Source organism: Haloarcula marismortui ATCC 43049 (assembly GCF_000011085.1).
Lineage (GTDB): Archaea > Halobacteriota > Halobacteria > Halobacteriales > Haloarculaceae > Haloarcula > Haloarcula marismortui.
The window spans coordinates 1,410,411-1,434,753 of record NC_006396.1; the positions used below are offsets into that span (position 1 = coordinate 1,410,411).

General features: G+C 53.1%; 19 protein-coding genes and 5 pseudogenes. 3 read left to right on the top strand and 21 right to left on the bottom strand.

Annotation, left to right across the window (positions count from 1 at the left end; all coding sequences use genetic code 11):
* Nucleotides 1-123: 123 nt before the first annotated feature.
* The 5 genes and pseudogenes from RR_RS21490 to RR_RS21505 all read right to left on the bottom strand — a co-directional run bounded on the left by RR_RS21490 (nucleotide 124) and on the right by RR_RS21505 (nucleotide 5,748).
* The gene (locus RR_RS21490; RefSeq protein ID WP_079890985.1) at nucleotides 124-1,008 is read right to left on the bottom strand and encodes an alpha-1,2-fucosyltransferase; all 885 of its coding nucleotides are present in this window, start codon (nucleotides 1,006-1,008) and stop codon (nucleotides 124-126) included.
* Nucleotides 1,008-1,940: a glycosyltransferase family 10 domain-containing protein gene (locus tag RR_RS21495; RefSeq protein WP_011223723.1), complete on the bottom strand. Its 933-nt coding sequence runs from the start codon at nucleotides 1,938-1,940 to the stop codon at nucleotides 1,008-1,010. The genes RR_RS21490 and RR_RS21495 overlap by 1 nt, the downstream gene beginning before the upstream one ends.
* A 590-nt stretch (nucleotides 1,941-2,530) precedes the next feature.
* Nucleotides 2,531-3,355, bottom strand: coding sequence for an IS5-like element ISHma9 family transposase (locus RR_RS11025; RefSeq protein ID WP_011223724.1), 825 nt, complete (start codon nucleotides 3,353-3,355; stop codon nucleotides 2,531-2,533).
* A 76-nt stretch (nucleotides 3,356-3,431) separates the two neighbouring features.
* Nucleotides 3,432-3,806, bottom strand: a pseudogene (locus tag RR_RS11030) (ISH3 family transposase); the annotation flags it as partial.
* Between the two features lie 928 nt (nucleotides 3,807-4,734).
* A complete protein-coding gene (locus RR_RS21505; RefSeq protein WP_079890986.1) occupies nucleotides 4,735-5,748 on the bottom strand; it encodes a glycosyltransferase family 2 protein in 1,014 nt (337 codons plus the stop codon).
* Between the two features lie 289 nt (nucleotides 5,749-6,037).
* Here RR_RS21505 and RR_RS11040 point away from each other — a divergent pair.
* Nucleotides 6,038-6,649: pseudogene (locus RR_RS11040) on the top strand (IS5 family transposase); the annotation flags it as partial.
* A gap of 219 nt (nucleotides 6,650-6,868) precedes the next feature.
* Here the strand turns inward: RR_RS11040 and RR_RS22815 are convergent.
* The 5 genes and pseudogenes from RR_RS22815 to RR_RS11055 all read right to left on the bottom strand — a co-directional run.
* Nucleotides 6,869-7,328: pseudogene (locus tag RR_RS22815) on the bottom strand (IS5/IS1182 family transposase); the annotation flags it as partial.
* 128 nt (nucleotides 7,329-7,456) lie between these two features.
* Nucleotides 7,457-8,287: an O-antigen ligase family protein gene (locus tag RR_RS22050; protein WP_137440607.1), complete on the bottom strand. Its 831-nt coding sequence runs from the start codon at nucleotides 8,285-8,287 to the stop codon at nucleotides 7,457-7,459.
* Between the two features lie 360 nt (nucleotides 8,288-8,647).
* Nucleotides 8,648-9,637, bottom strand: a complete 990-nt coding sequence (locus RR_RS22055) for a hypothetical protein (RefSeq protein ID WP_137440608.1) — start codon at nucleotides 9,635-9,637, stop codon at nucleotides 8,648-8,650.
* A 652-nt stretch (nucleotides 9,638-10,289) separates the two neighbouring features.
* Nucleotides 10,290-11,015: a glycosyltransferase gene (locus RR_RS22425; RefSeq protein ID WP_079890987.1), complete on the bottom strand. Its 726-nt coding sequence runs from the start codon at nucleotides 11,013-11,015 to the stop codon at nucleotides 10,290-10,292.
* Nucleotides 11,016-11,474: 459 nt separating this feature from the next.
* On the bottom strand, nucleotides 11,475-12,587 hold the full coding sequence (locus RR_RS11055) for a glycosyltransferase family 4 protein (RefSeq protein ID WP_011223731.1): 1,113 nt from the start codon (nucleotides 12,585-12,587) through the stop codon (nucleotides 11,475-11,477).
* A 289-nt stretch (nucleotides 12,588-12,876) separates the two neighbouring features.
* On the opposite strand from RR_RS11055, the pseudogene RR_RS11060 reads away from it, so the two are divergent.
* Both RR_RS11060 and RR_RS11065 read left to right on the top strand, forming a co-directional pair.
* Nucleotides 12,877-13,369, top strand: a pseudogene (locus RR_RS11060) (sugar phosphate nucleotidyltransferase); the annotation flags it as partial.
* A 178-nt stretch (nucleotides 13,370-13,547) separates the two neighbouring features.
* A complete protein-coding gene (locus RR_RS11065; protein ID WP_049939161.1) occupies nucleotides 13,548-14,957 on the top strand; it encodes a sugar transferase in 1,410 nt (469 codons plus the stop codon).
* 158 nt (nucleotides 14,958-15,115) lie between these two features.
* On the opposite strand, the pseudogene glmS reads toward RR_RS11065, so the two are convergent.
* From glmS to RR_RS11120, 11 genes and pseudogenes are all read right to left on the bottom strand, one after another.
* Nucleotides 15,116-16,941, bottom strand: a pseudogene (gene glmS, locus RR_RS11070) (glutamine--fructose-6-phosphate transaminase (isomerizing)).
* A gap of 37 nt (nucleotides 16,942-16,978) precedes the next feature.
* Nucleotides 16,979-18,286, bottom strand: a complete 1,308-nt coding sequence (locus RR_RS11075) for an RNA-guided endonuclease TnpB family protein (RefSeq protein ID WP_049938895.1) — start codon at nucleotides 18,284-18,286, stop codon at nucleotides 16,979-16,981.
* Nucleotides 18,283-18,723 carry an IS200/IS605-like element ISHma17 family transposase gene (gene tnpA, locus RR_RS11080; protein ID WP_049938896.1) on the bottom strand — a complete coding sequence of 147 codons (441 nt, stop codon included), beginning with the start codon at nucleotides 18,721-18,723 and terminating at the stop codon, nucleotides 18,283-18,285. The genes RR_RS11075 and tnpA overlap by 4 nt, the downstream gene beginning before the upstream one ends.
* A 279-nt stretch (nucleotides 18,724-19,002) precedes the next feature.
* Nucleotides 19,003-20,466: a preprotein translocase subunit SecY gene (secY, locus tag RR_RS11085; protein WP_011223736.1), complete on the bottom strand. Its 1,464-nt coding sequence runs from the start codon at nucleotides 20,464-20,466 to the stop codon at nucleotides 19,003-19,005.
* Nucleotides 20,467-20,472: 6 nt separating this feature from the next.
* Nucleotides 20,473-20,970: an uL15m family ribosomal protein gene (locus RR_RS11090; protein WP_011223737.1), complete on the bottom strand. Its 498-nt coding sequence runs from the start codon at nucleotides 20,968-20,970 to the stop codon at nucleotides 20,473-20,475.
* Nucleotides 20,970-21,434 (bottom strand): 50S ribosomal protein L30, encoded by a 465-nt coding sequence (rpmD, locus tag RR_RS11095; RefSeq protein WP_004957369.1) that lies wholly within the window; start codon nucleotides 21,432-21,434, stop codon nucleotides 20,970-20,972. Before rpmD ends, RR_RS11090 begins: the two co-directional genes overlap by 1 nt.
* Nucleotides 21,434-22,072, bottom strand: coding sequence for a 30S ribosomal protein S5 (locus RR_RS11100; RefSeq protein WP_004957374.1), 639 nt, complete (start codon nucleotides 22,070-22,072; stop codon nucleotides 21,434-21,436). The genes rpmD and RR_RS11100 overlap by 1 nt, the downstream gene beginning before the upstream one ends.
* Nucleotides 22,069-22,632, bottom strand: a complete 564-nt coding sequence (locus RR_RS11105; RefSeq protein WP_011223738.1) for a 50S ribosomal protein L18 — start codon at nucleotides 22,630-22,632, stop codon at nucleotides 22,069-22,071. Before RR_RS11105 ends, RR_RS11100 begins: the two co-directional genes overlap by 4 nt.
* Entirely contained in the window at nucleotides 22,632-23,081 is a 450-nt protein-coding gene (locus tag RR_RS11110; RefSeq protein WP_004516953.1) for a 50S ribosomal protein L19e, read from the bottom strand. Before RR_RS11110 ends, RR_RS11105 begins: the two co-directional genes overlap by 1 nt.
* The gene (locus tag RR_RS11115) at nucleotides 23,081-23,806 is read right to left on the bottom strand and encodes a 50S ribosomal protein L32e (protein ID WP_011223739.1); all 726 of its coding nucleotides are present in this window, start codon (nucleotides 23,804-23,806) and stop codon (nucleotides 23,081-23,083) included. Before RR_RS11115 ends, RR_RS11110 begins: the two co-directional genes overlap by 1 nt.
* Nucleotides 23,806-24,342: a 50S ribosomal protein L6 gene (locus RR_RS11120; protein WP_011223740.1), complete on the bottom strand. Its 537-nt coding sequence runs from the start codon at nucleotides 24,340-24,342 to the stop codon at nucleotides 23,806-23,808. Before RR_RS11120 ends, RR_RS11115 begins: the two co-directional genes overlap by 1 nt.
* Nucleotide 24,343 lies beyond the last annotated feature (1 nt).

Below are 24,343 nucleotides of genomic sequence, written 5' to 3' on the forward strand. Positions count from 1 at the left end.
GTTCCTTTCTCGGCCTACTTGTTGGTGGAGGTGTGTTTCGTCTCGTTACGTCATCTCGGCTCGCTATTTCCTTACAATCGGCGCTTTCGGGAGGCTGGATACCTATCGAAACAACTATATCAATTAGCTAACACTTATACTTTTCCATGAACTGGGAATGACATCAATATCGTCAATACAGTGTGAGTGCCAGGTTCCTGGAGCTAATACGATATTGTCATCTTTTTCATTCAACCAAGCACCCCACCAACTAAAGGTACTATTGGCTATGATATTGTGATCGCACTCTCTCATCAGACGAAGGTCCTTGGTTGGGTCGGACGTATTCCCATCAACTATCGTATATTCTATACGTGGAAATAATTTATTAATTCTTTCTAGAAAGCAATTTCTCACGTACTTCTTATCATCAGAGAAAATAAAGAAGTGTGGTTTTTCTACCATAGATTGTATCTTAGAGATGGCCCGTACGTAGTAATCTACTGAAAGTTGTTTACCAAGATCTTCATAATCTCCACGGCGAATATGTAGGCTTACCGAATTGGATTCGAGAATTGATCTATATAATTGATTGTTTCTTCTTTTTAGCGGAGTTCTGTGTATTAAATCTTTTTTGATTGTTTTGGATATATCGGCGAAATATTTATGGCTTTGCCAATATCCCTTTAAATAGGTATTACCTGGAAGATCGAAAAATCTGTCATCTAATTTAAATGGATGATTTTCAATATATATGTTAAACACACGCAGTCCTAAAAGTGGAGAATAGCTTCCGGTATTTTCTATCAGTCTTTTTTTACTTTTTTCTATACATGAAGTATCAAACGTAACTTCACCCGATATATTAAATTTATTAAGATGAAAACAGCGGCTGTGATCGGAATTAGGACCTCTATAGTTAGATATGTCTAGAATTAAGTTTGAATTCGTGTTCAAAGACAGTCTCCTCGCTACAGCATACTGAAATAGCTGATTACCTAGCCCTCCTTTTATTTCTATTTTAACCATTATTTTGTCTGTATTTTATGATTTTCAATAGCATTCTGAACAGTTGGCCACACTTGATATCTATCTAATATACGCTCTCGCGCTTCGGCGATTGCATCAATATTCTTCTCACGGATATTACTTTGGACTATATCACTGATTTTTTTCGGGGCTGATGGATCTTCAATATCAATTCGGATGTAACTATCCTCTGGCAAGAAGTCGCTAAGATTTGTACATCCCCAATATATTGGCATTGTCCAAGCCAACAGTGCATCTGAAATTTTTTCAGAGAAGTAATTTTTTCCTTTATAATTCTCTATTGCAAGCGTATAACGATATTGGGATAACCCCGACCATTTGTCTTTTATTTCTCCCCTATATTGATCTAAATTGAAATTTCCCCTTCCGTACAGGTCAAAATCTATTCCAGTTTTGGCCAACCAGTCTAAAAATCTCATCCGAAGCAAATGTCCATCGAGCGGTCCCCTTAAAATTTGTTTGGTCTCATGATTTTTGTATCCTAGCTTCCAAATAAACCATCTCAATACTCGATAGAGTTTATTTACTCTCTGGCCCTTGTTGGAGGTAATCCAAGATAGATCCTTTGTTTTCTCTGGTGGACTAATGTTTTTCAATTCAGTGTATGATTTATTAATCTTCCAGTATTGCGGGAAATAAAACTCAGAGATTGGAAATGACTGATCAACATCTAATTTTTTCCAGTCTGAAATTTGTGGGTTGTTCGGTGGTTCCATGCTGAAAATGAGACTTTGTGTGTCTCCAAGTTTTATTGTTGGGTAATTAAATATGACATGATAATCTGCCATTTCAATATCGTCGACAGCTTGGATGTTTCCCCAGGTGGGATTACCGGATGGTGTTTGCCTTTTTATTTTATTCACAAATTTTTTGTTTTTAGTCCAATCAACATCAAAGTAGATATCTTTCATGAGTTGTTATTTAAGTCCTGCCCGCGATATAACCCTTAGGCTCATATCAAGCTGTCGAATTTTCGCAAACAGGTTTTTATATAAGATGAGGGATAAGGCAGAGCACTCTGTGAGTGGTTAATGCCCGAAACATTCGTCTTTAGCTAACACCAGAAGTAATTCTTGGAGATACAATTATAACTATGAATATTAGCAGGATCAATTCCGTCGGTTGAGGTGCTTTTTCCCATGAAATCCTGCGATAAACAATGATAACATCGGTAGCTTTCGGCGTTTTGGTGTGGTGTATGGGCGAAATTCGATCGAAAATCACGGTCTAACAGTATAACTGTGAGTATTAGCTAAAGACGAATGATGCCCGAAATTACTTGTACCAATCGCGTCAGCAACTATTCCGAATTAGAATCTATAGAACGAGGAACAGCACCCGAACCGACAATAAATTTCAGTATCAAATTCTATTTTTTGAGTCTACCCTTTCAAATATCATGTAGTCATAATATTTTGGTGTTGATCGACGTCGACCTACCGTTCGTCATTGAATTCAGAAAGCCGATTTACTGCTCTGTTGAATAGATGCTGAGTCACGGCTATAGAGGCTCACAAAGCGGTTCTATGTTTGAGATGGCGAACATGAGAACGATTTCACGGAACTGCCGATACCAGCCAAGCGCTCGCACGGCGTCGCCGAGCGAGCGCTTGATTGTCGAATACGAGGTTTCGGCCATCCAGCGCTGAGAGTAGACTTTTGACCGGATGAGGGTGTTATTCGCGGTGGCGTTCAGTGACGAACCACGGTAGTGAACCAGATAGTCGATATCTAGTGCAGCGATCTCGTACTCGGTGTTCCAGTCTTGGAAACCGTTGTCAGCGGCGACAGACAGCAGGTCGTCCGCGTTCCGCCGGCCGACCTGCGGTCCAGTCTTGGTGTCGTGTTGCCACCGTGCAGAGATGTGTACGTCAAGTACAGCAAGTGACTCCACATCCGTTAATGTCGTCACTTTCAGCGTCTGAACGCTGTTTCCGGAGCGTTGGCGGTAGTACGATGAAGAGATACGGCGGTCGAAGAACGTGCTGTCGAGTGCTACGTGTCCAGACTGCGGGTGTTGCTGCGCTGAAACGCGCAGCAACGCCCGCCAGACCCACATTTTCAGCCGGTCGAAAGACTTGTAGATTGTTGTGTAGTCCGGAAGTTCGTCCTGATCAAGATCAAAAATCTCACGGAGTTCAGCCATGTATTCCAGCCGATTCGGCGTTTCACGGTAGCTGTGCTCTTCTTCGACCCGGAAACAGTGCAAGACGACGTGGACCCAGCGGGCGAACGCGCCGCTGGCGGGCTCGCCCGCGTGCTTCCCTAACGCTTGTTTGACTAGACGCCGACACTGCTCAACGAAGTCGAGGATGTCGATCTCCATAGGTAGAGTCGATTTCCTCGGCTTCGTCCTTCTACTCCGTGATATCAACTGATTAGACCGCTATTCAACACGGCACTTCGTTGGCGTAGTGATTGCCGTGATATGGGTTATCGATGAAGTCGATGGAGACGGTTCTCGACCGGTCAGGGTCGAGAATCGTCATCGCAAGGCGTCCGAGCAGAAGGTTTGCGACGAACTCAAGCCGCTGACGGTTGAGTGTATGCAGCCACGTCAGAACAGTGTCGTCGCACGGTGTTCCGTTGGTGTCGTTGCAGGTATCCCAAATCGAGTTCTGATTGACACAGGCCATGATAACGACAAGCCAGATGTCGCCGGGGTCGAGGGGACTCCCCCCGACACCCGGCAAGGGAAGGGACGTAATGACCTCTTCCGCTACGTCTTTTACATCTGACGCCGAAAGGAACCCGTCTGGATCGGGGATAGTGAACACATCCAGATCCAGACACTTTCGTGTGGTTAATTCAGCGATTCAATTCAGCTGATTACGCTGGTTGGGAAGTACCGACGTTGCGTCCGAAGAACTCCGAATGGGCTGCGCAAGAGTGCGCGGCGGGAAACGATTGGTCGAAAAGCGCGCGGACTTTAAAAGTCAAGTCTACGCTCACCCCGACAAACACGGGATCAGCTACGGCTGGGATCCGTTCAGCGTGAACGGGCGAGAAATCCTCGCCGGCAAGGATTTCTCACTCGGTTAATTGGTGTTCAGCTAATGAACTCGTTCCTCTCGATCATCGACGATTTAACCACTTTAAGCGTTGATCGAAGAAACATTTCGGCGTGCTAGATGGATCGCCTTCTCAGTAAGCCGGATAATCTGCAACTTCGTGAGATCCTTCATCTCATGGAACGACAAGGCGAACAGGCAGCTCTCTAAGGATTTTATCAGAATCTATAGGGTATAATTGTCTGCCTCAGCTAAAGGTGAACGGTGATCCTGGTCCTAATGAATAGTGATCCCTGTCCTATTGAATCCGATGACAGCATGGGGGTTACGATCTACAGAGAACCGATCGTCTCATTCTGCGTCGTCAGGGGGTTATCAATTCACTAATGATCTAAATCCTCACTCTCTACTGAGATTCTTTCTCTGAGCGCTCCCAACAGCGTCCCTGAGAAGGGTACAGAGTAACTCGATCCCGATGCATTCTGCGGGTTCAACGGAGCAGATTAATGGGAAAATCAAGGGCTGGTACTCGTGAATTTCATTGTCTGCTTACCGTTTCGATGACACGTTATCGGCAAGCAGACAACCAACTAACCAGTTTTATAAATCAGTGATCATGGGTTATACTCTGCGTTTATCCTAGTCTTTTTATATATATATATATATATATTATTTGTTTTATTTTGTTCTTATTTTATATTGAAAGTGCTGTTCGTATTTTAGTTTTAATGTTAGCTATTTTGTAAGCTATATTTTGAACTTTGTCTTGTGACTCTCTATCAATAAAGGTGAGAAAAATTTTATACAGGGGATATATATTAAATGGCCGCTTTTTTATGGATTTTATAAAATTATGCCGGGCCGCATTACTCTTGTTGGCCCGGAAATAAGCATCACCAACTAAGTAATAGTACATGGAATCTCTCTCGTTCTTTGTGAGTTTTTTATTGGAAATTGAATTTGATTTCTTTGCTACTTCATCTATCGGCTCCGGTTCTCCCCTTTTTCTCTTATAATGTGCGTCTTTAGCATACTGTGAAACAACCCGTTGACGAGTACGCCGGGCCATTTTGTCTCCTGAAAGTCGGTGTTCATAGAGTACCTTTGGAATTATATGGAAACTATCTTCACCGTATCGTTCGGATAGTCTTAGCCAAAGATCTAGATCCTCGGCAGTATCGAATTGTTCCCGGTACCTTCCCACGGATTCTATCGCTTCTTTAGACATCATAACTGATCCATGCGCGAAATCTTGTCCTTTTTTTATAATATCATGAGGACTATAGGAACGATTTGGGTCAAATTTGTTTTCACAAATATGTTCACTATCGCGTCCAATAAATCGGTACCAAGAGGACACCAATTTTATTTCTGGCTTTTGATTGATAATAGAGATTTGGCAGCTGATTCGCTCAGGAAGAGATATATCATCGGCATCCATTCTAGCAACATACTCTCCATTGGCTTCTCTTATGCCTTTATTCAAAGCACTGGAGATCCCCTGCCGCTTTTGTTCAACTATTAAATTTATTTTATTGCTATCTAGTTTATTAATTTTATCTATAGTTCCATCCGTTGAACCTCCATCAACTATAATAAGTTCGAGATTGGCGTATGACTGATTTAAAATACTACTTATCGCTTCACGTATATAATCGGACTCGTTATATGTCGGCATTACCACTGAAACTAGATCATCTTTACACATGCTCCTAATTTATATCCCAAAGAAATAAATTCACCGGGAGCTCTGTACCAGTTTTCAAACAGGCTAGTTCCATACAAAGGCGAACGGTTTGAGCTACTCGTTTTCAGTTTCTGCGTCGGATTACTAGAACAGTTTAAGAAACGGGTAGTCCAACGTGTTATATAACAAAGTACAGGTTCGACACTGTCGGAATTCTATGTCATTCGTATCTGAGGTCGAGGTCGTGTTTGCGATAGGTTCGCTGAAGTGAAACTGGTCCACCTACGAGAACCGTTATGTCATCCACGCCGTGTTTGATCTCGACGACGCACCGCACTACAGTTCGTTTTGTCGGTAGGAAAACAAGTACCGAATGCGTGAACTCCGCCGCCTGCTCCGACGAAGCGCGGAGCAGGCGGGCTGGAGTGGTGAAGCTGCAATTGACGCAAGCGGCTTTCAACGCGATCAAACCAGCTACCACTACCGCGATCGCGCAAATTACTCGTTCCATTCGATGAAGACGACGATCTTGATCGACGTGAATTCGCTAGCGATCAAGGACGTTCATTTCACGACGCAGAAGGCGTGGGACGGTCATATTGGGATGCAGGTCTTCCGCCGGAACGCGGAAGACCTGCGCGTGTTGTCTGCTGACGCGAACTACTCCTGGAGCGATCTCCGTGAGGAGTGTCGCTCCAACTCAACGCGACCACTGATCAAGCACAGAGAGCAAACACCGCTACAGAAGGCTCACAACGCCCGGATGAATGAGGACTACAACCAGCGCTGAATGAGTGAAACCGGCTTCTCGCAGTTGAAGGAAGACGACGGCGAGAAGCTACGCTCCCGGAGCTGGCACGGCCAGTTCCGGGAGCTCACGCGGAAGTGCATCATACATAACCTAACGCAGGCGGCGAGTTAGGGCTCGCCGCCTGCTCCCCCTTCTCCGGACATATTTGGGAGAGGCATCGCCGTCGTCATTTGATCATGGGAGTAAGCTACAATAGTTTTGACCCTTTGACGACCACCGCCAGCGGCAGCTACTACATCTTCTGAGTGTAAGAACCGTGCTTTAACGCCGTGAAACCGTGAGTTACCGACCCTACCCCGAGCTGTCTTGCGTTCAACAAGGCAAGTAAGGGTCAAGGACGGCCTGCGACGTTTTATCGACCAGGTTCGTGACTTTAAGCTTCTGATCGCGGTAGCTGATTCGCTGGCAGTAGTGGCGGCTGGCTGGTGAGCGATCGCTTAACGTGACGTCGATCGCGGCGTGTTTGGAAAGATCGTACAGCTGCGTCGACCGGCGCAGCAGCACTCGACACACGTTCATGCTGATCCAATCGAACGTCTTACACAACGTGGACGGCGCGGGGAGGATCGGCCTCAGTGTGACCGATCCTCCCCATTATTTATCGTATCCCTCTGAGCAGGTCGATCGTTATGCGATACGACGTATCGAGGCAAATCCGACACAGTGGAGAGAAACGAGTGTGTAGTCGGCAAATCTCTCCCACCGTCCGGGGCGGCGGATTCACCTCTATCGTCAGTGACTCTTTGGGTAACCGGTACAACCTCCTGATGAGGTGGGAGATCTGTGTCACAGGCAACTGAATCTTTTCGCTTCAACTCCTCAGATTTAGTGGCCTACATCGCTGCTGTATGGCGATTCAACACAGCCCTTCGCATAAAATCACTTGTTCAAACACGATACCAGATATTGAGCCGGTATTCATGAATGATAGAGACCACTCATTTTGTTTGAGGACTGTTGCTCTGCGAAGGCACAACAGATAGAACCAAATATAAGCATATGAATACTTGGGAATTGGGGATAAAATAAAAGTTCGATTATTACAGAACTGTACATGGCTAGATGAATATAAATTATATGTTTGTTTTGCTTTCTCCCAATATTCTTGTAATTCAAAATGGTATAAAGTGGATAAATAAGGCATAGGGTGAAGACTAGCCCAGTTAGAAGTCCGCTCGCTACGAAGTAATTCAATGGCGTATTATGTAGATGTGTGCCATACTGTATAAAAAATTTGTCCCAACCTAAACCTACGTATGGGTGATCAATAATAACTAATAACGCCTGCTCGTATTGATTTAATCTGGCAATAACAGTAGATAGACGTCCGATTATAAGGTATATCATTAGAGAAGAAATAATACAGACACCCGTCAATAAGGAAATTAATCGCTTATATGTAGTTGAGAAAATAAAAGCACCCAGTACCAATGGTAATATTATGGCCAATATACTTGATCTAGACTGTGATATTAATATAAACATGATTGTAGCAAAACAAATAGTATAATAGATGTAATTAGTTTTTTTAGCTGCTAATAGTCCAAGACTGGCAAAGAAGCTAGTAGCAAGGACGGTACCATGAGTCCCAAAGCTAACTGGAACACCAATCATTCCTAATTGTAAGAATGGAATTACACTTACTGAAGTGGCTCCAGGTCTTATAACTCCCAGTATAGAAAGTAAATCAGCAAATAATACTGGTAAAGCCGAAGTAGAAATAATAAATAACGTATATTCATAATCCACTGATCTCAAAAATGGTGCTAAGCAGAAAATAAATCCAACTACGAGAGATTGCTTCAGAATCTCACTATAATTTAGCCTACCTGTGACTATCTCGATGGATACAATTAAAAATAGAACTATTGAATAAGCAGATAAATATATTAGCAGACTCCGACCCATAATAATCTTTTTTGATTGTGTGAAAAAAATTATGCTGAATACGATATAGATCGGAGCAAAGAGGTGGAATAGGCTTAATTTATAGCCAGCGACTTCAGCAAAAGGGAATAGAAATAGAACATTAGAAATTATTAGTCCAAAAGACACAAATATTAACTGATAATTATATGTTGAGATTTTGTTAGGATACATAATTTAAATTTACTTGTATCCAAGGGCCTCCAACTGATCCGTGATATTTTTGTCATCATCTCTTGTAATTTGTGCTTTTTTAGGGGGTTCTGAAACAATCGTTCTACGATCGCTATGCCCATCAGTAATAAACCAAGGGACTTTGTTCAACTCTTTTGCTGGTAGTCCTCCGTGTTCGTACATTTGACTAATTAATGGGTACGGCTTTTCGCCAAACATTTCTCCGTGATCTGAAGTTATGATTGATTTTCCACCAACATCATCCAAAAGCGTTTGAACTTCATCCAAAGCGATTAATAATGTCTCACGATAAGCCTCACGCGCATCTTCCACGGGTATCAACCCACTTTTGACTGCGTTCATAATTCGCATGCCAGATTTGTCATTTTTCATCCCTATCGGTGAAGGTCCTTTAAAATCGATTATTTCTCTCAATTCTTCCCCTGTTTCACCTAACGGTGGATCGTGAGGCTGCATATAGTGTATGATAAGCCGTTTGTTGGGATATTCTCTATAAGCCCTTAGAGCCGCTTCTGTGACGTCAGAAGGCTTTACACACTGTAATTTTGTATCCCAATTAGAAATTGGTTCATCCACAATCGCATGAAACGTTTCTTCTGGTAATTTCTTATAGTGGGGATTAGCTGTGATATATACTGTGTCATGTATTTTTCTCCCACCAAAGTTCCTTAATAAAAATTGAGGACTATCAGTCCCGAGTGAAATTCGACTCTCTAGTTTACCCTCTAGTCTACAGAATTCTTTAAAATCATCGTACCGACAGGCGTCTAAGATAATTAAATTGTCCCAGTCCTCTTTAATTACTTCTGTTCCTACCCCATAATTATACCTAAAAACAGTTTCTTGCACTAGCCGTCTGATAGTACTACTGCTTCTATTTTTTATGTCTTGGTGTAATTGACGGGCTGCCAACCCAGCTGTTTTGGTTATTCCTTCGTCTCTTATAGAGTTAGAGAGTTTTCTAAGTTCATCCCTCATAGGTAGTAATCATTAATACACGGTTATAAAGTGTCTGTATTTGGTTGAGAGACAATATCTTACATTCTATGGCTTATTGGTGTATCTGAGAGATAGCAATCAATAAATGTACTTTCTTACTTTTGGATTGAAAGTTAACCAGGGATACTATCAATCCATGGTTATATTTGTCGAGTGAATCAAAACAATAGTTACTGAGAGCGAGAGGGTCATGGAGAAGCTCACATGGCTCGCTGAATTAGGTTAGACTGCTCTGTTGAATCCGATGACAGCACGGGGGTCCAATATCTGAAATCATAGATACTTCCCTTCTTCATCATCAAAGACTTGGATCGATCCACCTGGCGATCTCGATCTTTAGTCTGGCTGTCAAGATTCCATCTCTGGGTTCTCACGCCAGCGACACTGAACTAAATATAAAGACCTGATCCCAACGCCTTCTGCGGATTCAACAGAGTAAATGGGACAGGTGGGTTCGTCGTAGTTTTTAAACACAGTCTTTGCGTGGTTTGTGGGTATGTAGGCAATGAGTGTTACCGAAGGATTTCTTGGGGCTCCCCAAATGGTGATGGTATAGTTACTTTAGCCCACCGCAACTTGTGTCCCAAGAGAAAGCGGGATCTGGGCGACAAATAGGCGACTACACAAAGACTTACTCTGTGATGACTCGGTTTGCGAACTCAGCCCATGTATGTCCGTGTTTATACCCTACACTTCGCACGCGGTCATATATCTCTGAACGTTTAGATTCCGGAATATTGTAAATTGCTTTTATCGCACCTGCTACAGCTTCAGTCGTAGGTTCTTCAATTAACACACCTACCTTTTCGCTTTTGATAAAGTCAAACTCATCATCTGCTGTGGCAATAACGGGCGTTCCATTTGCAAGGTATTCATACACTTTCATTGGACTACCTGTGCGTTCCGGATCAATAACACCGTAAGAAGCGTCGGCCAAACAGATATATTCTGGAACTTTCGAGGGATCCACGAATCCGTGGAAAGTTGTAGCCGAACTGATTCCATGTTGCTCCACTGTTTTCCGAATTGAATTGAGTTCTGGTCCGGTTCCAACAAGAGATAATCCAACATCATAATTATCCTCACGGAGCCGTGAGATTGCCTGAATCAGGGGCAGAAGGCAATGATAATCCTTGAAGCTCCCTACATAACACAGTATAAATGCGTGTTCAGAGGTGGATTCAATTGACTGTCCTGATTGACGAAGTAACTCTGGAACGTCGACACCGTGTGGTAGAATTTCGATCTGCGGTTTGCTGAACGGTAACGATGAGACCCATTCTTTAACATCGCGATTCACCGCATAACACCGCTCAGCGGTGCGAATGTTCCAGATAGAAACCAAATCGGAAACCATTGAAGCGAATGGGAGACTTGAGATAGTATCTACTTCGTTGCTGATGTTTCCTTCAATCAGAATCCGATATCGGACATGATGTCGACGAGCTAGATATGGGGGGACTAGTAACGATGGCCGAAGAGTTGAGAGGAGGAGGTCTGTGTCCTCAGAGCACAAAATACTGTTTAATTGGTAATACAATTCTTTCTGTATAGAAGTATGCCACAAAAGGGATCTAGATGATTTCTCTGGAAGGGTGATAACGCGTTCACAGGCTAGATTCAGCTCGTTTGGTAGTTTTCTTTTTGGGTCTGGGCAGATTAGGGTGAGCGAGACGTTTTTATGACCCGCAAGTGCACTCGCGACATTCCGAGAGTATACATTCTGTCCTGATGTCCCTGTCAAATCAACTAATGTAACGAAGACAACGTCCATAAGTAACTAAGTCGTTCTTAACGAACAAGGCATACTACCACTTTACTGTTGATGTTGATTGATGATCGTACTCAGATGATCAGTTGTTACTTCGACTGTCGACTTCCATCGGTGATTTCTGACCACTCGATTTTCAGTACCCGCTGTTTCGTCAAGAAGCGAAATGATAGCTTTGGTTAATGCTTCTCCCGTAGTAGGTTCTACCGTTAGACCACCCGTCTTCACGATGTCATCGATCTGCTCAAGCTGACTCGTGACGATAGCCGTGCTACTCGCCATCGCTTCCAACACCGTCCGCGGCACTCCCTCAGCCCGGCTCGGCAACACCAGCACGTCCCCGCTCCGGTACACATTCGGCATCTCGTCATAAGGCACGTGTCCGAGGAACGTCACCGCCTCCTCAATCCCCAACTCGGCCACCTGCGACTCTAGGTCCTCGCGTAACGCCCCGTCCCCACACAGGTATAGCTCCGCGTCCGGATATTCCGCAAGCACCTCCGCGAACGCCTCGACCGCGAGCCACGGCCGCTTTCCCTCCGCAAAGCGCCCGACGAACAACACGACCGGCCCCTCCGCGTTGATCAAATCACTCTCAGGGCCCTCCGGCGTGAACCGCTCCGTGTCGATTCCGTTCGCAACCACCTCGATCCGGGAGGTCACGCCCAGATCCCGCACGCGCTGGCTGTCCACGTCGGTGTAACAGAACACCACGTCAGCCTGATTGAACGTCCACCGCCCGAGCGTCTTCAGGTACAGCGAGAACAGGCGCTCCGGCGCGTTCTGACTGTACAGGCCGTGATTCGTGATCGCCAGGGGAATATCGCCAAGCCGTCGCTTCAACGCCGCGAGGTTCGTCACGAAGTAGCAGTGCGAGTGCGCGTGCATCACGTCGAAGTCGTCGCTATCCGCGTGCCAGAGGTACCGCGCCACCGCGGGCGAGACGTCGTTCCCGAGCAGGGGCACACCCGGAGAGACCCGGAGCACGGTGTATCCATTTGTTTCCTCAAGTCTCGGCAACGACTCATCCTCTCGCGTTGTGAGCACAGTCACGTCATGCCCCATTCTGGCCTGGTCTCGCGACATCGCATGGACATGGTAGTCGCCCCCTCCCTTGGTGTCAGGGTAGATCCACGGCGCGACCCGAAGGATTCGCATCAACAGAGGCTACATCCTGCCGCTAAAGGAACGTTGCGATACGAGGTGTCTGAACGACCCCATCACATGCCGCCTGCACCGCCCGAGTTGCCGGGGATATGACGCGGGATAGCCCGCCGCCGCGAGCTCAGCGTGTCTGCACAGTGTACTCTGCCATCGCACCGTCCGGACAGTGGAAAGGCTATTGAGAGCAGGCACATTCGTATATGATTTTTGATATTTTATGGCGATATTAACGATTGCGCCACAGTTGCTATGGCCTTGATATTCACAGTGCTTATTATTATGAATCGTTTCTGTCGAAGAACACATCGACGATGATTTCATGCTAATGCTCGGCGACAATCTCTCCAGGGGAAACCTACAAGATGTCGCCAACCGCCAACAGGAAGAGCGTGCTAACGCTGCCTTCCTCGTCGAAAATATACCAGGGGTGAAATCAGTCAGTACGGCGTCTGTGACACCAACCAGTACGGCGAGATCACCGATGTCGTCGAGAAGCCCGACGACCCGCCGAGCAACCTTGTAATGACCAGCTTCTACACGTTCTTGCCCGACATCTTCCACGCCTGCCACCTCGTTCAGCCGTCGGACCGCAGCGAGTACGAGATCAGCGACGCGGTGGATCTGCTCATCCAGTCGGGCCGCACCATCGACGCCATCGGCCTCGACGGCTGGCGCATCGACGTCGGCTACCACGAGGACCGCGACCAGGAAAAAGACGACTCCAAGACGAGATTGGCCCTAAAATAACTGGCGGAAGCATCGCCGCGGGCAAGTGAAACGGAGACGCCTGTACTGGTGTACTCGCTACGGTCGTCTCGGCTCTCAAGTTTCTTGTCGGCAACATTTGCTCTCACTACCGGCGGACATACGGAGCAGTGCGGCTGTGCCTCCGCGCGTACTCAACTGAGGCCTGTGACGCAGGACTTATCACGGAACTCGGCAATCACATTCATGATGGATAGTGGCTGGCGATACCGGATTGCAAGCGTGACCGGCGTCATCGTTCTGACAGCGGTTGCCGTCGCAGTTGTCAACAACGCGACCGTTCAGTCGGTAGTGACCACAATCCCGGTCCTCAGCCGGCTCCCGACCGACCCCCCGACAGGGTCGGAGTTCACGTTCGAACTCCTCGTCACAATTGGAGTCGCCGTCAGTGTGTTCTTCCCGCTGTATAAACCTCGCCCGCGCCGGATTCTTAACGCCGTCACACTGGCACAAAAACGGGTGCTCGTGGCGGCTCTCGTGCTCGCGACAATCGGTTATTTCGACTATACGTACCGACTGCCGCGCCTGACCGTCGTGTTGGTGACCCCGTTGTTGCTCGTCACACTGCCCGCGTGGTTCGTGTGGATCCGCGAACGGCCGCCGTCGAGCGGCGAGCGAACCATTGTCGTCGGCGATGACCTCCAAGTTATCGAAGAGGTCGCCAGTGAGGTCAACGAACCGCTCCTGGGATACCTCTGTCCGACGAATGCCGTCAGGACGCGGAACGGGACCGCCGAAGCTATCGCTGACGGTGGCACCAGCACGGGTGGGCTGGAACGGTTGGGCGGACTCTCACGGATCGAAGACGTCCTCGTGGAGTACGACGTCGATACCGTGGTTTTGGCGTTCGAACATGCCGACAGAGCGGAGTTTTTCGGCGCGCTCGATGCCTGTTACGAGTACGGTGTCAGCGCCAAAGTCCACCGCGACCACACTGACTCCGTGTTGACCGCCGACACGGACGTTGGGATGCTGGTCGACGTGGAAATCGAACCCTGGGACATCCAGGACTACATCCTGAAACGAGCGTTCGACGTTGTGTTTGCAACTGTCGGATTGATTCTCTTGTCACCCGTGATTATCGTGATTGCAGCCGCTATCAAGATAGATGACGGCGGGCCGATACTGTATACACAGGAACGAACGGCGGTGTTCGGTGAAGCTTTCAATATCTACAAATTCAGAAGTATGTCTCCGGACGAGGAGTCAGCGACGCCAGTAGAAGACGACGAGAACAACCGTATTACTGATGTCGGGAGGGTGCTCCGCCGAACGCATCTGGACGAAACGCCACAGCTCTGGTCGATTCTCGTCGGTGATATGAGTGTAGTCGGACCACGGGCGGTCTGGACGGCGGAAGAGTCCTTATTGGAGGCCGATACCCGGTCCTGGCGCCAGCGGTGGTTCGTCAAACCCGGGCTGACGGGCTTGGCCCAAGTGAACGATATCAAGAGTACGAACCCCTCAGAAAAACTCCGCCTCGACCTGAAATACATCCGCAAGCAGTCCTTTGCGTTCGACCTGAAGCTAGTCATCCGGCAAGTCTGGAAAGTGCTCGGAGATGTACTGGTTGTGGTTCGGGCGGCGCTCTCTCGCTAGAGGACATTATTTATAAAACCAGTCTACAACCCGATATCCACTTGCAGGTGTGAGACGTTCTCCCCGAGGCGGGTTCTCCGACGCTACCAGACCTCTTCAGTGATGAAACAATCGACCCGGAGAGACACCGCAATTACGATTCCGTCTGTCGGAGCTACTCACTCCACCGTTACGCTTTTCGCCAGATTCCGGGGCTTGTCGATGTTTCGCCCGAGCAACGCGGCCGTGTGATACGACACCAGCTGTAGATGTGTGTTCGCCAACACGGCGGCGGCTCGCGGATGGGTCGCCGGAATCTCGAGTACGTGGTCGGCATAGCGTTCGACGTCGTTTTGCCCGTCCGTAATCGCCACCACCGGGGCGTCCCGCGCTTCGACCTCTTTGACGTTCCCGATGGTCTTGTGGGCGCGTTCGTCGTCGCCGGTCACGATAGCGAACACCGGCGTGTTCTCGGTCACCAGCGCCAGCGGACCGTGTTTCAGTTCGCCGGACGCGAAGCCCTCGGCGTGCTTGTAGGTGATTTCTTTCATTTTCAGCGCGCCCTCCAGCGCCACGGGCTCCTGATAGCCGCGGCCGATGAAGAAGTAGGCGTCGGCGTCTTGGTACAGCTCGGCGATTTCCTGGGCGGCAGATTCGTCGAGGACCTCCTGGACGTGGCCGGGCAGGTCACGGAGCGCGCTGATGACCTGCCGGGCGTCGCCGGTCGAGGACGTACCGAGTGCGAGCAGGTTCAGCGCCGCCAGCTGCGAGGCGAAGGTCTTGGTGGCGGCGACGCCAATCTCCGGGCCGGCGCGGATATACAGCGCGTGGTCGCATTCGCGGGCCGCAGTGGAGCCGACCACGTTGGTCACGGCCAGCGTGCGTGCACCGCAGCGGCGGGCCGCCCGGAGCGCCGAGAGCGTGTCTGCGGTTTCGCCGCTCTGGGTGACGCCGACGACTAAGGCGTCGCCGATAGGCGGCGTCGCAGTCGCGTACTCGCTGGCGAGGAACGCCTGGGCGGGAATGCCCGCTTCGCGGAACAGTTGTGCGCCGTGGAGGGCGGCGTGATACGAGGTCCCACAGGCGACGAACTGGACGCCGGTCGGGGAGAGGTCCCCGAGGTCGCCGATGTCGACCGTCCCGGCGAGTTCGTCGACGCGGCCACGCAGGCACTGCCGGAGCGCGCGCGGTTGCTCGTGGATTTCCTTGAGCATGAAGTGGTCGTAGCCGCTCTTGCCGGTCTCCTCGGGGTCCCACTGAACGGTGTCGACGTCCTTCTCGATGACGGTGCCGTCGGTGTCAGTGACGGTCCAGCCGTCGCCGTTGAGGCGGGCGAACTCCCCGTCGGCGAGGTAGACGACCTTGTCGGTGAAGTCCCGGAATGCGGGCACGTCGCTCGCCAGGTAGGTCGCGCCGTCATCGATACCAAGGACGAGCGGCGAGTCGTTGCGCGCGGCGAACACCGAGTCACAGCCAGCGACGACGACGGCGACGGCGTAGCTCCCGTCCAGGCGGCTGATCGCCTCGCGGACGGCGTCCTCGGGGTCGGCCCCCGCTTCCAAGGCGTCCTCGATGAGGTGGGGGACGACCTCCGTGTCGGTATCGGAGGTGAAGGTGTGGCCGGCCCCGACGAGTTCGTCCCGCAGGGACTGGTAGTTCTCGATGATGCCGTTGTGGACGACGGCGACGTCGCCGGTACAGTCCTGGTGGGGGTGGGCGTTCTCGTCGGTCGGCGGCCCGTGGGTGCTCCAGCGGGTGTGGCCGATGCCGACCGAGCCAGAGAGGTGTGCTCGGAGAGTGCCTCGCGCAGGTCAGCGATTTTGCCTGAGTGTTTGCACATGTCGATATGACTGTTCGCCAGCACGACGCTGGCGGAGTCGTACCCGCGGTACTCCAGTTTCGAAAAGCCGTGGACCGACGTATCGAGCGTCTCGTCGCCGCGGGTAGCGCAGCTGATGATACCGCATTTGACCTCTTCCTCCGCGTGAACGCGGAGGAATCCCACCACGGGATTTCAGGCCGAGTGTAGCGACCTGTTGGTTTCAAGACGCATACGTTCCACGCGTCTCCTGCTGGGTTCCAGCATCGGCGTGGCTGTCTTGTGGCCCGGTCAAAGAGGCCCCATCCGTAGCCGAGTCATCGTCACCGGCCTTCTGCCGGGAACTCCGGTCGCTTCGGCGGTGACTCTCTCCACTACGGTAGCGGTCTGCAATATTTATCGCCCCGTTCACGTCGGCTTGATACTCACCGAGCCAGCAGTCGTCGTTCGAGCATCTGAACGTCGCCTGTCGTGGCCGGGAGCCGTGTTCACCGCAGGCATGGAACGCCTTCGACGTGTTCCGGGGATTCACCGTCTCGACGGGAATCCCCTTCTCTGTGGCTTTGTAGCGAATCTGTGCGTGGAGCTTGGCAAACCCCCATCCGTGCAACCGGCGGTTCATGTACTCGCCGTAGTCCATGTTCTCGCGGATGTACGTCAGGTCTTCCAGCACCAACACTGGGTTCTCGACAGACTCGGCGTACTCCACGACCTCACGGGTTACACGGTGGAACACGTCGTCAATCTGGTCCCACAGCGAGTCGCCGTAGGACTCCGCGATTCGCTCACTGCCGCGCTGCTGAAGCCGTCGCTTGGCGGTGAAGTAGGTTTTGCGGAGCCGACGAACGGCTTTACCGTCGTCGGCCCACAGGCGGGGGCGAACCGGAGAACCAGAGCCGTCGCGGTGACACACCGTGACGAGACTCGCTTCTCCAATATCCACGCCTATCGGCGTCCTGTCGAGTCCAGCGAGACAGGGCTCGCCAGACTCGTCTGGCGGTGTCCGCTCGTCGGCGGACGCCTCAGATTGGTCCTCCACGTCGCGGGTAACGGTGATGTGGAGATACCACGTTCCGTCCCGCTCAAACAGCCGACTTTCACCCATCTCGGCGTCGTCTGCGTCTAACGCTTCGAGCCACTCCCGCTGTTCGGGATTAGCGCGTGCTGGAATCCAGAGGTGGTAATCCTCGTGGTGCGGGATTTTGACGTACCACTCGATGGCGTTCTGTGGCTGGTGGTCAAGTTGCAATCCCTCATTGGTGAACCGCACCGGGTGGTTGTCGTGAAGCTCGTCGGCGTCATAGCTGTTCCCACAGAGTTGTGGGACGTACTTCTTGAGGGCGTTTTTCGCGTAGCCGCTCAGGTCGTACTCAACAACCACGTCGTTGGCCGCTGACTGTGTGTCACAGCCAGCGGCGAAAGCGGCTTGGAGTGCCTGCTGGTACGCGTCCTGTGTCTCACGAAGCTTCTGTCGCTTGTGGGTGTTCGGGTCCACAAGCTTCAGTTCGAGCGTTTTCGTGAGTTCGGTCACGCTTGGACCTCCTTGTGTCGGTCGATGTAGTTCTCGACAGTTTCGCTGGAGACGTGCCCGGCTGTGCCGGCGTAGTAGCCGCGTGCCCACCGGATTTTCTCGCCGTCGTGGTCGGTGTGGCGGTGATTGTACTTCCGTGAGGAAATGCGCTTGAACCAGTTGGCGAGCAGCGATGGGCTGTGTTTGGGCGGGCTACTGACGAACAAATGAACGTGGTCGGGCTGAACAGTCAGGTTTTGAATGTCCAAGCCCTTCTCGTCGGCAATTTCGTGGAGGATGGATTCCACACGGTCGGCAACCTCTCCGGTCAGTACCGCCTTACGGTATTGAGCGGAACTGCGTTCCGCGATATCCGCAGAACCGTCGGTTCTGCGAGACTTCGGGAGCCACACTATGTGGTAGTTGAGGTTGTAGGTTGCGTGCCGTGTGGTCTTCACCCGTGCTACACACTATGGTCCTGTCAGGCAAATGTCTTGCGGAAACGGTAGGAAATCCAGCCCTGCAATAGAACGGTGGACTGTCACACTATGCTGTCCGCTCGACCCCCGCCTGTTCGCTCCTCGGTCCGACAGAGCGTCGGAACACTCGCCACTCACGGGAAGGCGGGGGTATGCGCTCGTATCTCTATCAGCGGACCACCTCTTGGCCAGGGAAGATTGAGGCCAAAGCAGCGGCTCAGAGGTCGTTGAGAAATTAGAGAATATGATATTCAAGAACTATCCGAACATCTGGCGCATCATCGGATGCATCTCCATGAGCTGCTCTTCGGCGATCTCCTCGTACAGCTTGTACGTGATGGAGACTGTCAGCAGCAGTCCGGTACCGGAGACGCCGCCGATGGTACCCAGCATGTTGGCCATCACTGCGAGCAGCCCGACCAAGGCACCACCGATAACAGTCACTTGCGGGATGTACCGCTCAAGGACCTTCTCGATGACGCCGACGTTCTGTCGGAAGCCGGGGATCTGCATCCCGGAGTTGTGGATCTGCTTGGCCGTCGCTTCCGGACCCATGTCGGTGGTCTCGACCCAGAACACGGCGAAGACTGCGCCGCCGACCAGCATGACGAACAGGTCGATGCCGACGCGGGTCAGGATCTGCCAGACTGGCTGGGCCGTGCCTTCAAGCCACCACATCCAGTCGCCACGGCTCTGGATTGGGGCAAGGAAGTAGAACAGGCCGCCGGTCGGCTGGCCGTTGGCGTACGTGCCGAGGAACGCCGGCATCGAACCCAGCTGGGCGTTCAGGATCCGGCCCAGGAACTGGATGTTCGCCTGAAGCGCCCGGACGAGGATCATCGGCAGGACGCTCGCGTAGATGAGCTTGACCGGGAATCGGCCACGGGCTCCTTTCACGCGGGCGTTCGACAGCGGGATCTCGACACGGACCGATTCGGCGTAGACGACCACTGCGAAGATGAGGACCGTTGTGAACAGCCCCAGCAGTTCGCCTTGGAGCAACACGGTCTGGAGGCCATCAGCGGCCAACACTGGCCCGGTGCCGCGCTCGCCGGTGATGAACAGGTACCAGGTGTAGATGATGCCCTCGCTGTTCCCGAGGAACGGGGCCGTCAAGAGGCCACCGACAAGCCGTTGGCTCACGCCGGCGACAATGAACAGGCCGATACCGGAGCCAACGCCCCATTTGGAGATGACCTCGTCCATGAACAGGATGAGGACACCGCCGACGAACATCTGGGCGAAGATGAGCCACTGGACACCGGCCGTGCCGATACCCAGTGAGTTCGCGACCGCCGTGTCAGCCGGCAGGAACCCACCAGCGAACACCATCGGGAGCCCGGTGAGACAGATCATCACGAGTACCAGCAGCTTCTGGAGCCCCTGATAGAGGATCTGGTCACGCGGGTCGTCTTGGGTGTTCAGCCCGAGCAGGTCCGCCCCACCGAGGAGCTGTAACACGATGGACGCCGTGACGATCGGACCGATACCCAGCTGCATGATGCTCCCCTGGCCAGAGGCCAGAATCGACGAGAAGCGCCCGAACACCTGCTGGCTGGCGTCGATGTCCAGCCCGAACAGCTTCACGTTCGTCAGGAAGAAATACAGCAGGAGCACGCCACCTGTCCAAGTGAGCTTGCGCTTGAACGGGACGTGTCCTTCCGGCCGCTGGACTGCGGGCATCCGGACAAGCAGTGGTTCGGCGGTGTCCTTCCAGCTCATCGTTCGTTATTCCTCGTCCGCGTCCGCGTCTTCGGTTTCTTCGGCCTCGGCCTGGCGCTCCTCGCCGAGGTCGGTCAGTTCGACACTCCCGCCTGCGCCCTCAACCTTCTCGCGAGCGCCCTCGGAGAAGTCGTCGGCGATGAGCGTGAGTTCGTGGCGCACTTGGCCCGCACCGAGTACCTTCACGTAATCGGCGTCGTCGGCCTCTTCGACCACATCACGGACATCGACGCGGAAGCCACCGTCTTCGACTTCGGCGACGTCATCGGCGGCCAGCAGCGTGACGTTCTCGTCGATCTCGCGAACGTCGATGGTTGCGGCCTCTTCCTGCACCTTCTGCGGGCGCTTGAAGCCACTCTTGCCGAGCGGCTCGTGGTTGTGGAACTCGTGCTTGTCACGGCCTGCGTCACCGCGACCACCGCGGTGACCGGCACCACGTCGGTTCTTGTGTGAGCCGCCGCCGTGCGTGCGTGAGCCGCGCTGTCGTTTCTTTTTACTCGTCATTATCGCATCGCCTCCAGGAGGTCGTCGATTCCCTCGGTGTCGTGTTTCCCGAGCTGCCCGCCCTCCTTGACGGGGTGTTTGACGCCGTCGTGGCCGCCACGGGGCGGGTGGAGACGGAGCGTCGGGGACAGACCCTGCTCGCGCAGCGTCGTCTCCTCGGAGAGGAGCGCGAACGCGAGCCCGGAGATATCGTCGTAATCCGTGTGCTCGGCGACCCACTCGTCGTCGACGTCGGCGTCGCCTTCGAGCGGCTCAGCGCGCGTCGCCAGAACCGTCTCCAGCGTCTCCTGGCTCGGCTCGCCAAAGGCGACGAAGTCGTTGACCTTCGCCACCATGCCGCGGTAGGCGTCCGTCTCAGGGACGAGCGTGCAGTGGTTCACGTGGTGGATGTTGAGCATCTCCAGCGTGTCCTGGATGTCAGTGTGCATATTGACTTCGCCACGGAGCTGGACGAGTGCGTGCATCACTCGATCACCTCTCGTTTCTCGAAGGTTCGTTCGGGGACACGCGCCTCGGCCGTGTTCTGCAGGGCGTTGAACGTCGCCTTTGCGAAGTTGACCGTCGTGCGCGTGTTCCCGCTACTGCGTGTCCAGATATCCTCGATACCGGCGAGTTCGAGCACCTTGCGGACGGTCTCTCCGCCCGCGAGGCCCAGCCCTCGCGGGGCCGGCTGCAGCTCAACCTCGACGCTCCCGGCCTTGCCCTCGGTGCGCAGCGCGACCGTGTGCGGACGGCCACAGCCACACTCCCAGGACCCGCAGCCGCGGGAGACATCGATGATGTTCAGCTTCGCGATGTCGATGGCTTTCTGGATGGCACCGCCGACCTGGTCGTCGCGCCCTTCGGCGTAGCCGATGAGGCCGTCGCGATTGCCAACGGCGACCACGCAGCGGAACTTCACGCGGCGGCCGGAGTCTGTCATCCGCTGGACCATGTTGATGTCCAGCACTTCGTCTTCCAGATCAGGAACGAGCTGGTCGACGACTTCCGATTCTTTCAGCGGGAGCCCGGAGTTCAGCGCCTCCTGCATGGAGTCGATTTCGCCCTCGACGACCTGCTTGCCGAGGCGTGTCCGTGGCTCCCATCCGTTGTTAGCACTCATAGTTCGATGTCACCGTCCAGTAGGGTCTCTCGGAGCTCGTCGAAGTGCTCCGGGAGGTCTGCAGCGTCGAAGTCGCCGCTGTACAGCGGCTCCTCGAGCTGCTCGTCGTACTCGGCGATGTGGGCACCGCGCGTGCGCTGCCAGTCGGCGAGTACGTCGTCGTTGTGCGGAATGTCCAGGCCGGCGTCGATTGCGCCTTCCTGTATTGCGAATACTTTGCTTCCGGGGGTCGGGCTGTTGAGTCCGATGTCAAGCACTGCCTCCTCGACGCCCGCTTCCTGCGCGCGAAGCCCGGCGAGCAGACCGGTGAGGTATGCCGAGGGCATGTTGCCCGTCGGGGCCTCCCAGCCGTACTCGGCGAGATCGCTCGAGTGAGCGGACGCGAGAGTGTCATCGCCGTTGGGGCCAAGCGTCACCAGCTGCGCCCTGACGTGTTTATTGCTCTTTCGAGCAACGAGACGTGGCTTACCGGATTTCAACAGGCGCAACCGCTGATGGTAATCGGTTCTGGCCTCGCGGCGTCGCCGCATCGGTACTTTATATCGTGGTCCTGTCGCCATTATGCGTCACCGTGGTTTGCGTCGATGTAACGTTCGAGATCGGCAACGCTGTCGAACTCGCCACCGCCGGCCTTGTCGTACAGGTCGCGGTACTGCGAACTCGAAAGCGTTCCCTCGTCACGCAGTTCGCGCAGCTTCGTCCGCTGTGCGCGGATGCGTGACTCCCAGTCCTCCTTGGAGTTCTGCCGTGCGCCTGCCTTCCCTTTCCGGGAACCGGCTCCCTTCTGGTGGCCGTACGCACGCTTCTTCTGGCGCTCCCGGGCGCGTCCACGGGAGTTGCCTTTCTTGTCTTTCGCCTGAATGGCGCCCTCATCGACCAGCTCGCGAACGTCCTCGCGGGTAATCGCGTCGGCGATGTCGCCCTGTCGCTCGGGATTGAACCAGACGCGGTTCTTCCCGACGTCGAGGACGTCAGCCGCGAGTCGCTTCTGTGCGGAGAGATCAGTCATCACTCACTCACCTCGACTTCGACGTAGGTGGGGTTGAGCACACGGATGCCCGCGTCCTCGGCTTCCTCTTCGATTCGCTCGCGCTTGCGAGCACCGACCTTCGAGGCGATCCGGACAGCCTCTGTGTCGCCGTCGACGCCTTCGAGGTCGTCCACGTTGTGCACGCGAACCTCCTCGAAGCCGGACGGATGCTTGCCGCGAACCGCGGTCGGCGAGCGGAAGCCCGCCTCGACCGTGTCGCCCTTGCCCTTGATACCGCGGCGCTGCTTCGAGAGCTGGCCGCGGGGCTTGCGCCACGAGGTCGAGACGCGCTTTTTCTTGTGGTGGTCCTGACGGTTGAACTGCGGCTTGCCGACCCGGTGTCGCTGGGTCAGTAGCCGCGCGTCCTCATCGGAGAGGTCTGGCGTCTTCTCGGTGAGCCCGCGGGCCTGGAGTTCCGTCTCCACGTCCTCGTCGGGCGCTTCCTCGCCGCCTTCCTCTTCGACTTCGGCTTCGGTCTCGGACTCAACTTCGAGTCCGCCAACGTCAGCCTTGATTCGGGCCGCCAGCGCGTTCCCGATACCGCTGACATCGGCGAGCGCGGACTGGTCGGCACCGCGAACGTCTTCGACCGATTCGAAGCCGGCCTCGCGGAGTGACTCCGCCTTGGACGGGCCGACGCCGCTGATGTCGGTCAGTTCGGTGTACTCTTCCTCTGCCTCGACGTCTTCCTCGTTATCCGCCATCAGGCGTCACCTCGGTTCGGTTTGCGGGTGATGTACACCCCGTCCTGAAACACACGCACGTCCTTGTCGTTGATACGCGTGAGCTGCTCGATGTCCGCGGCGGTCTGTCCGACAGCTTCGATGTCGGGACCGCTGACAGTCAGCTCTTCCCCGTCGATCTCGACGTCCGTGTCGCCGTGGATCGTCGTGCGGCGGGGGGCCTTCTCGCCCAGGAAGTTCTCGATGACGACTTCGTCACCCTCGACGTTGACCTGCATCGGGAAGTGAGAGTAAAAGACCTCCATACCGTACTCCCAGCCCTCGGTCACGCCGTGGAACATATTCTCGATGTGGCTCTGGAAGGTACCGATCGTCGACATCGTCTTGGCGTTGTCTTCATCGGATTCGATGACGACCGTGTCGCCGTCGACAGACACGTCGATGTCAGGGTACCAGAGCCGACGTGTGACGCTGCCGTTGTCCCCCTCGACAGTGATGTCAAGGTGGTCCTGCTCGGCGTCCACGTCCTCCGGAATCTCCAGTTCTACTCGTGGCATT

Excerpts from the sequence above, each read along its gene's own strand:
- RR_RS11110 (WP_004516953.1), bottom strand. The coding sequence starts at position 23,081 with ATGACTGATCTCTCCGCACAGAAGCGACTCGCGGCTGACGTCCTCGAC.
- RR_RS22055 (WP_137440608.1), bottom strand. The coding sequence starts at position 9,637 with ATGAGGGATGAACTTAGAAAACTCTCTAACTCTATAAGAGACGAAGGA.
- RR_RS11120 (WP_011223740.1), bottom strand. The coding sequence starts at position 24,342 with ATGCCACGAGTAGAACTGGAGATTCCGGAGGACGTGGACGCCGAGCAG.
- RR_RS21495 (WP_011223723.1), bottom strand. The coding sequence starts at position 1,940 with ATGAAAGATATCTACTTTGATGTTGATTGGACTAAAAACAAAAAATTT.
- secY (WP_011223736.1), bottom strand. The coding sequence starts at position 20,466 with ATGAGCTGGAAGGACACCGCCGAACCACTGCTTGTCCGGATGCCCGCA.
- RR_RS11055 (WP_011223731.1), bottom strand. The coding sequence starts at position 12,587 with ATGCGAATCCTTCGGGTCGCGCCGTGGATCTACCCTGACACCAAGGGA.
- RR_RS11025 (WP_011223724.1), bottom strand. The coding sequence starts at position 3,355 with ATGGAGATCGACATCCTCGACTTCGTTGAGCAGTGTCGGCGTCTAGTC.
- RR_RS11105 (WP_011223738.1), bottom strand. The coding sequence starts at position 22,632 with ATGGCGACAGGACCACGATATAAAGTACCGATGCGGCGACGCCGCGAG.
- RR_RS21505 (WP_079890986.1), bottom strand. The coding sequence starts at position 5,748 with ATGTGTAAAGATGATCTAGTTTCAGTGGTAATGCCGACATATAACGAG.
- RR_RS11090 (WP_011223737.1), bottom strand. The coding sequence starts at position 20,970 with ATGACGAGTAAAAAGAAACGACAGCGCGGCTCACGCACGCACGGCGGC.
- RR_RS11115 (WP_011223739.1), bottom strand. The coding sequence starts at position 23,806 with ATGGCGGATAACGAGGAAGACGTCGAGGCAGAGGAAGAGTACACCGAA.
- RR_RS11100 (WP_004957374.1), bottom strand. The coding sequence starts at position 22,072 with ATGAGTGCTAACAACGGATGGGAGCCACGGACACGCCTCGGCAAGCAG.
- RR_RS11065 (WP_049939161.1), top strand. The coding sequence starts at position 13,548 with ATGGATAGTGGCTGGCGATACCGGATTGCAAGCGTGACCGGCGTCATC.
- RR_RS22425 (WP_079890987.1), bottom strand. The coding sequence starts at position 11,015 with ATGGTTTCCGATTTGGTTTCTATCTGGAACATTCGCACCGCTGAGCGG.
- rpmD (WP_004957369.1), bottom strand. The coding sequence starts at position 21,434 with ATGCACGCACTCGTCCAGCTCCGTGGCGAAGTCAATATGCACACTGAC.
- RR_RS21490 (WP_079890985.1), bottom strand. The coding sequence starts at position 1,008 with ATGGTTAAAATAGAAATAAAAGGAGGGCTAGGTAATCAGCTATTTCAG.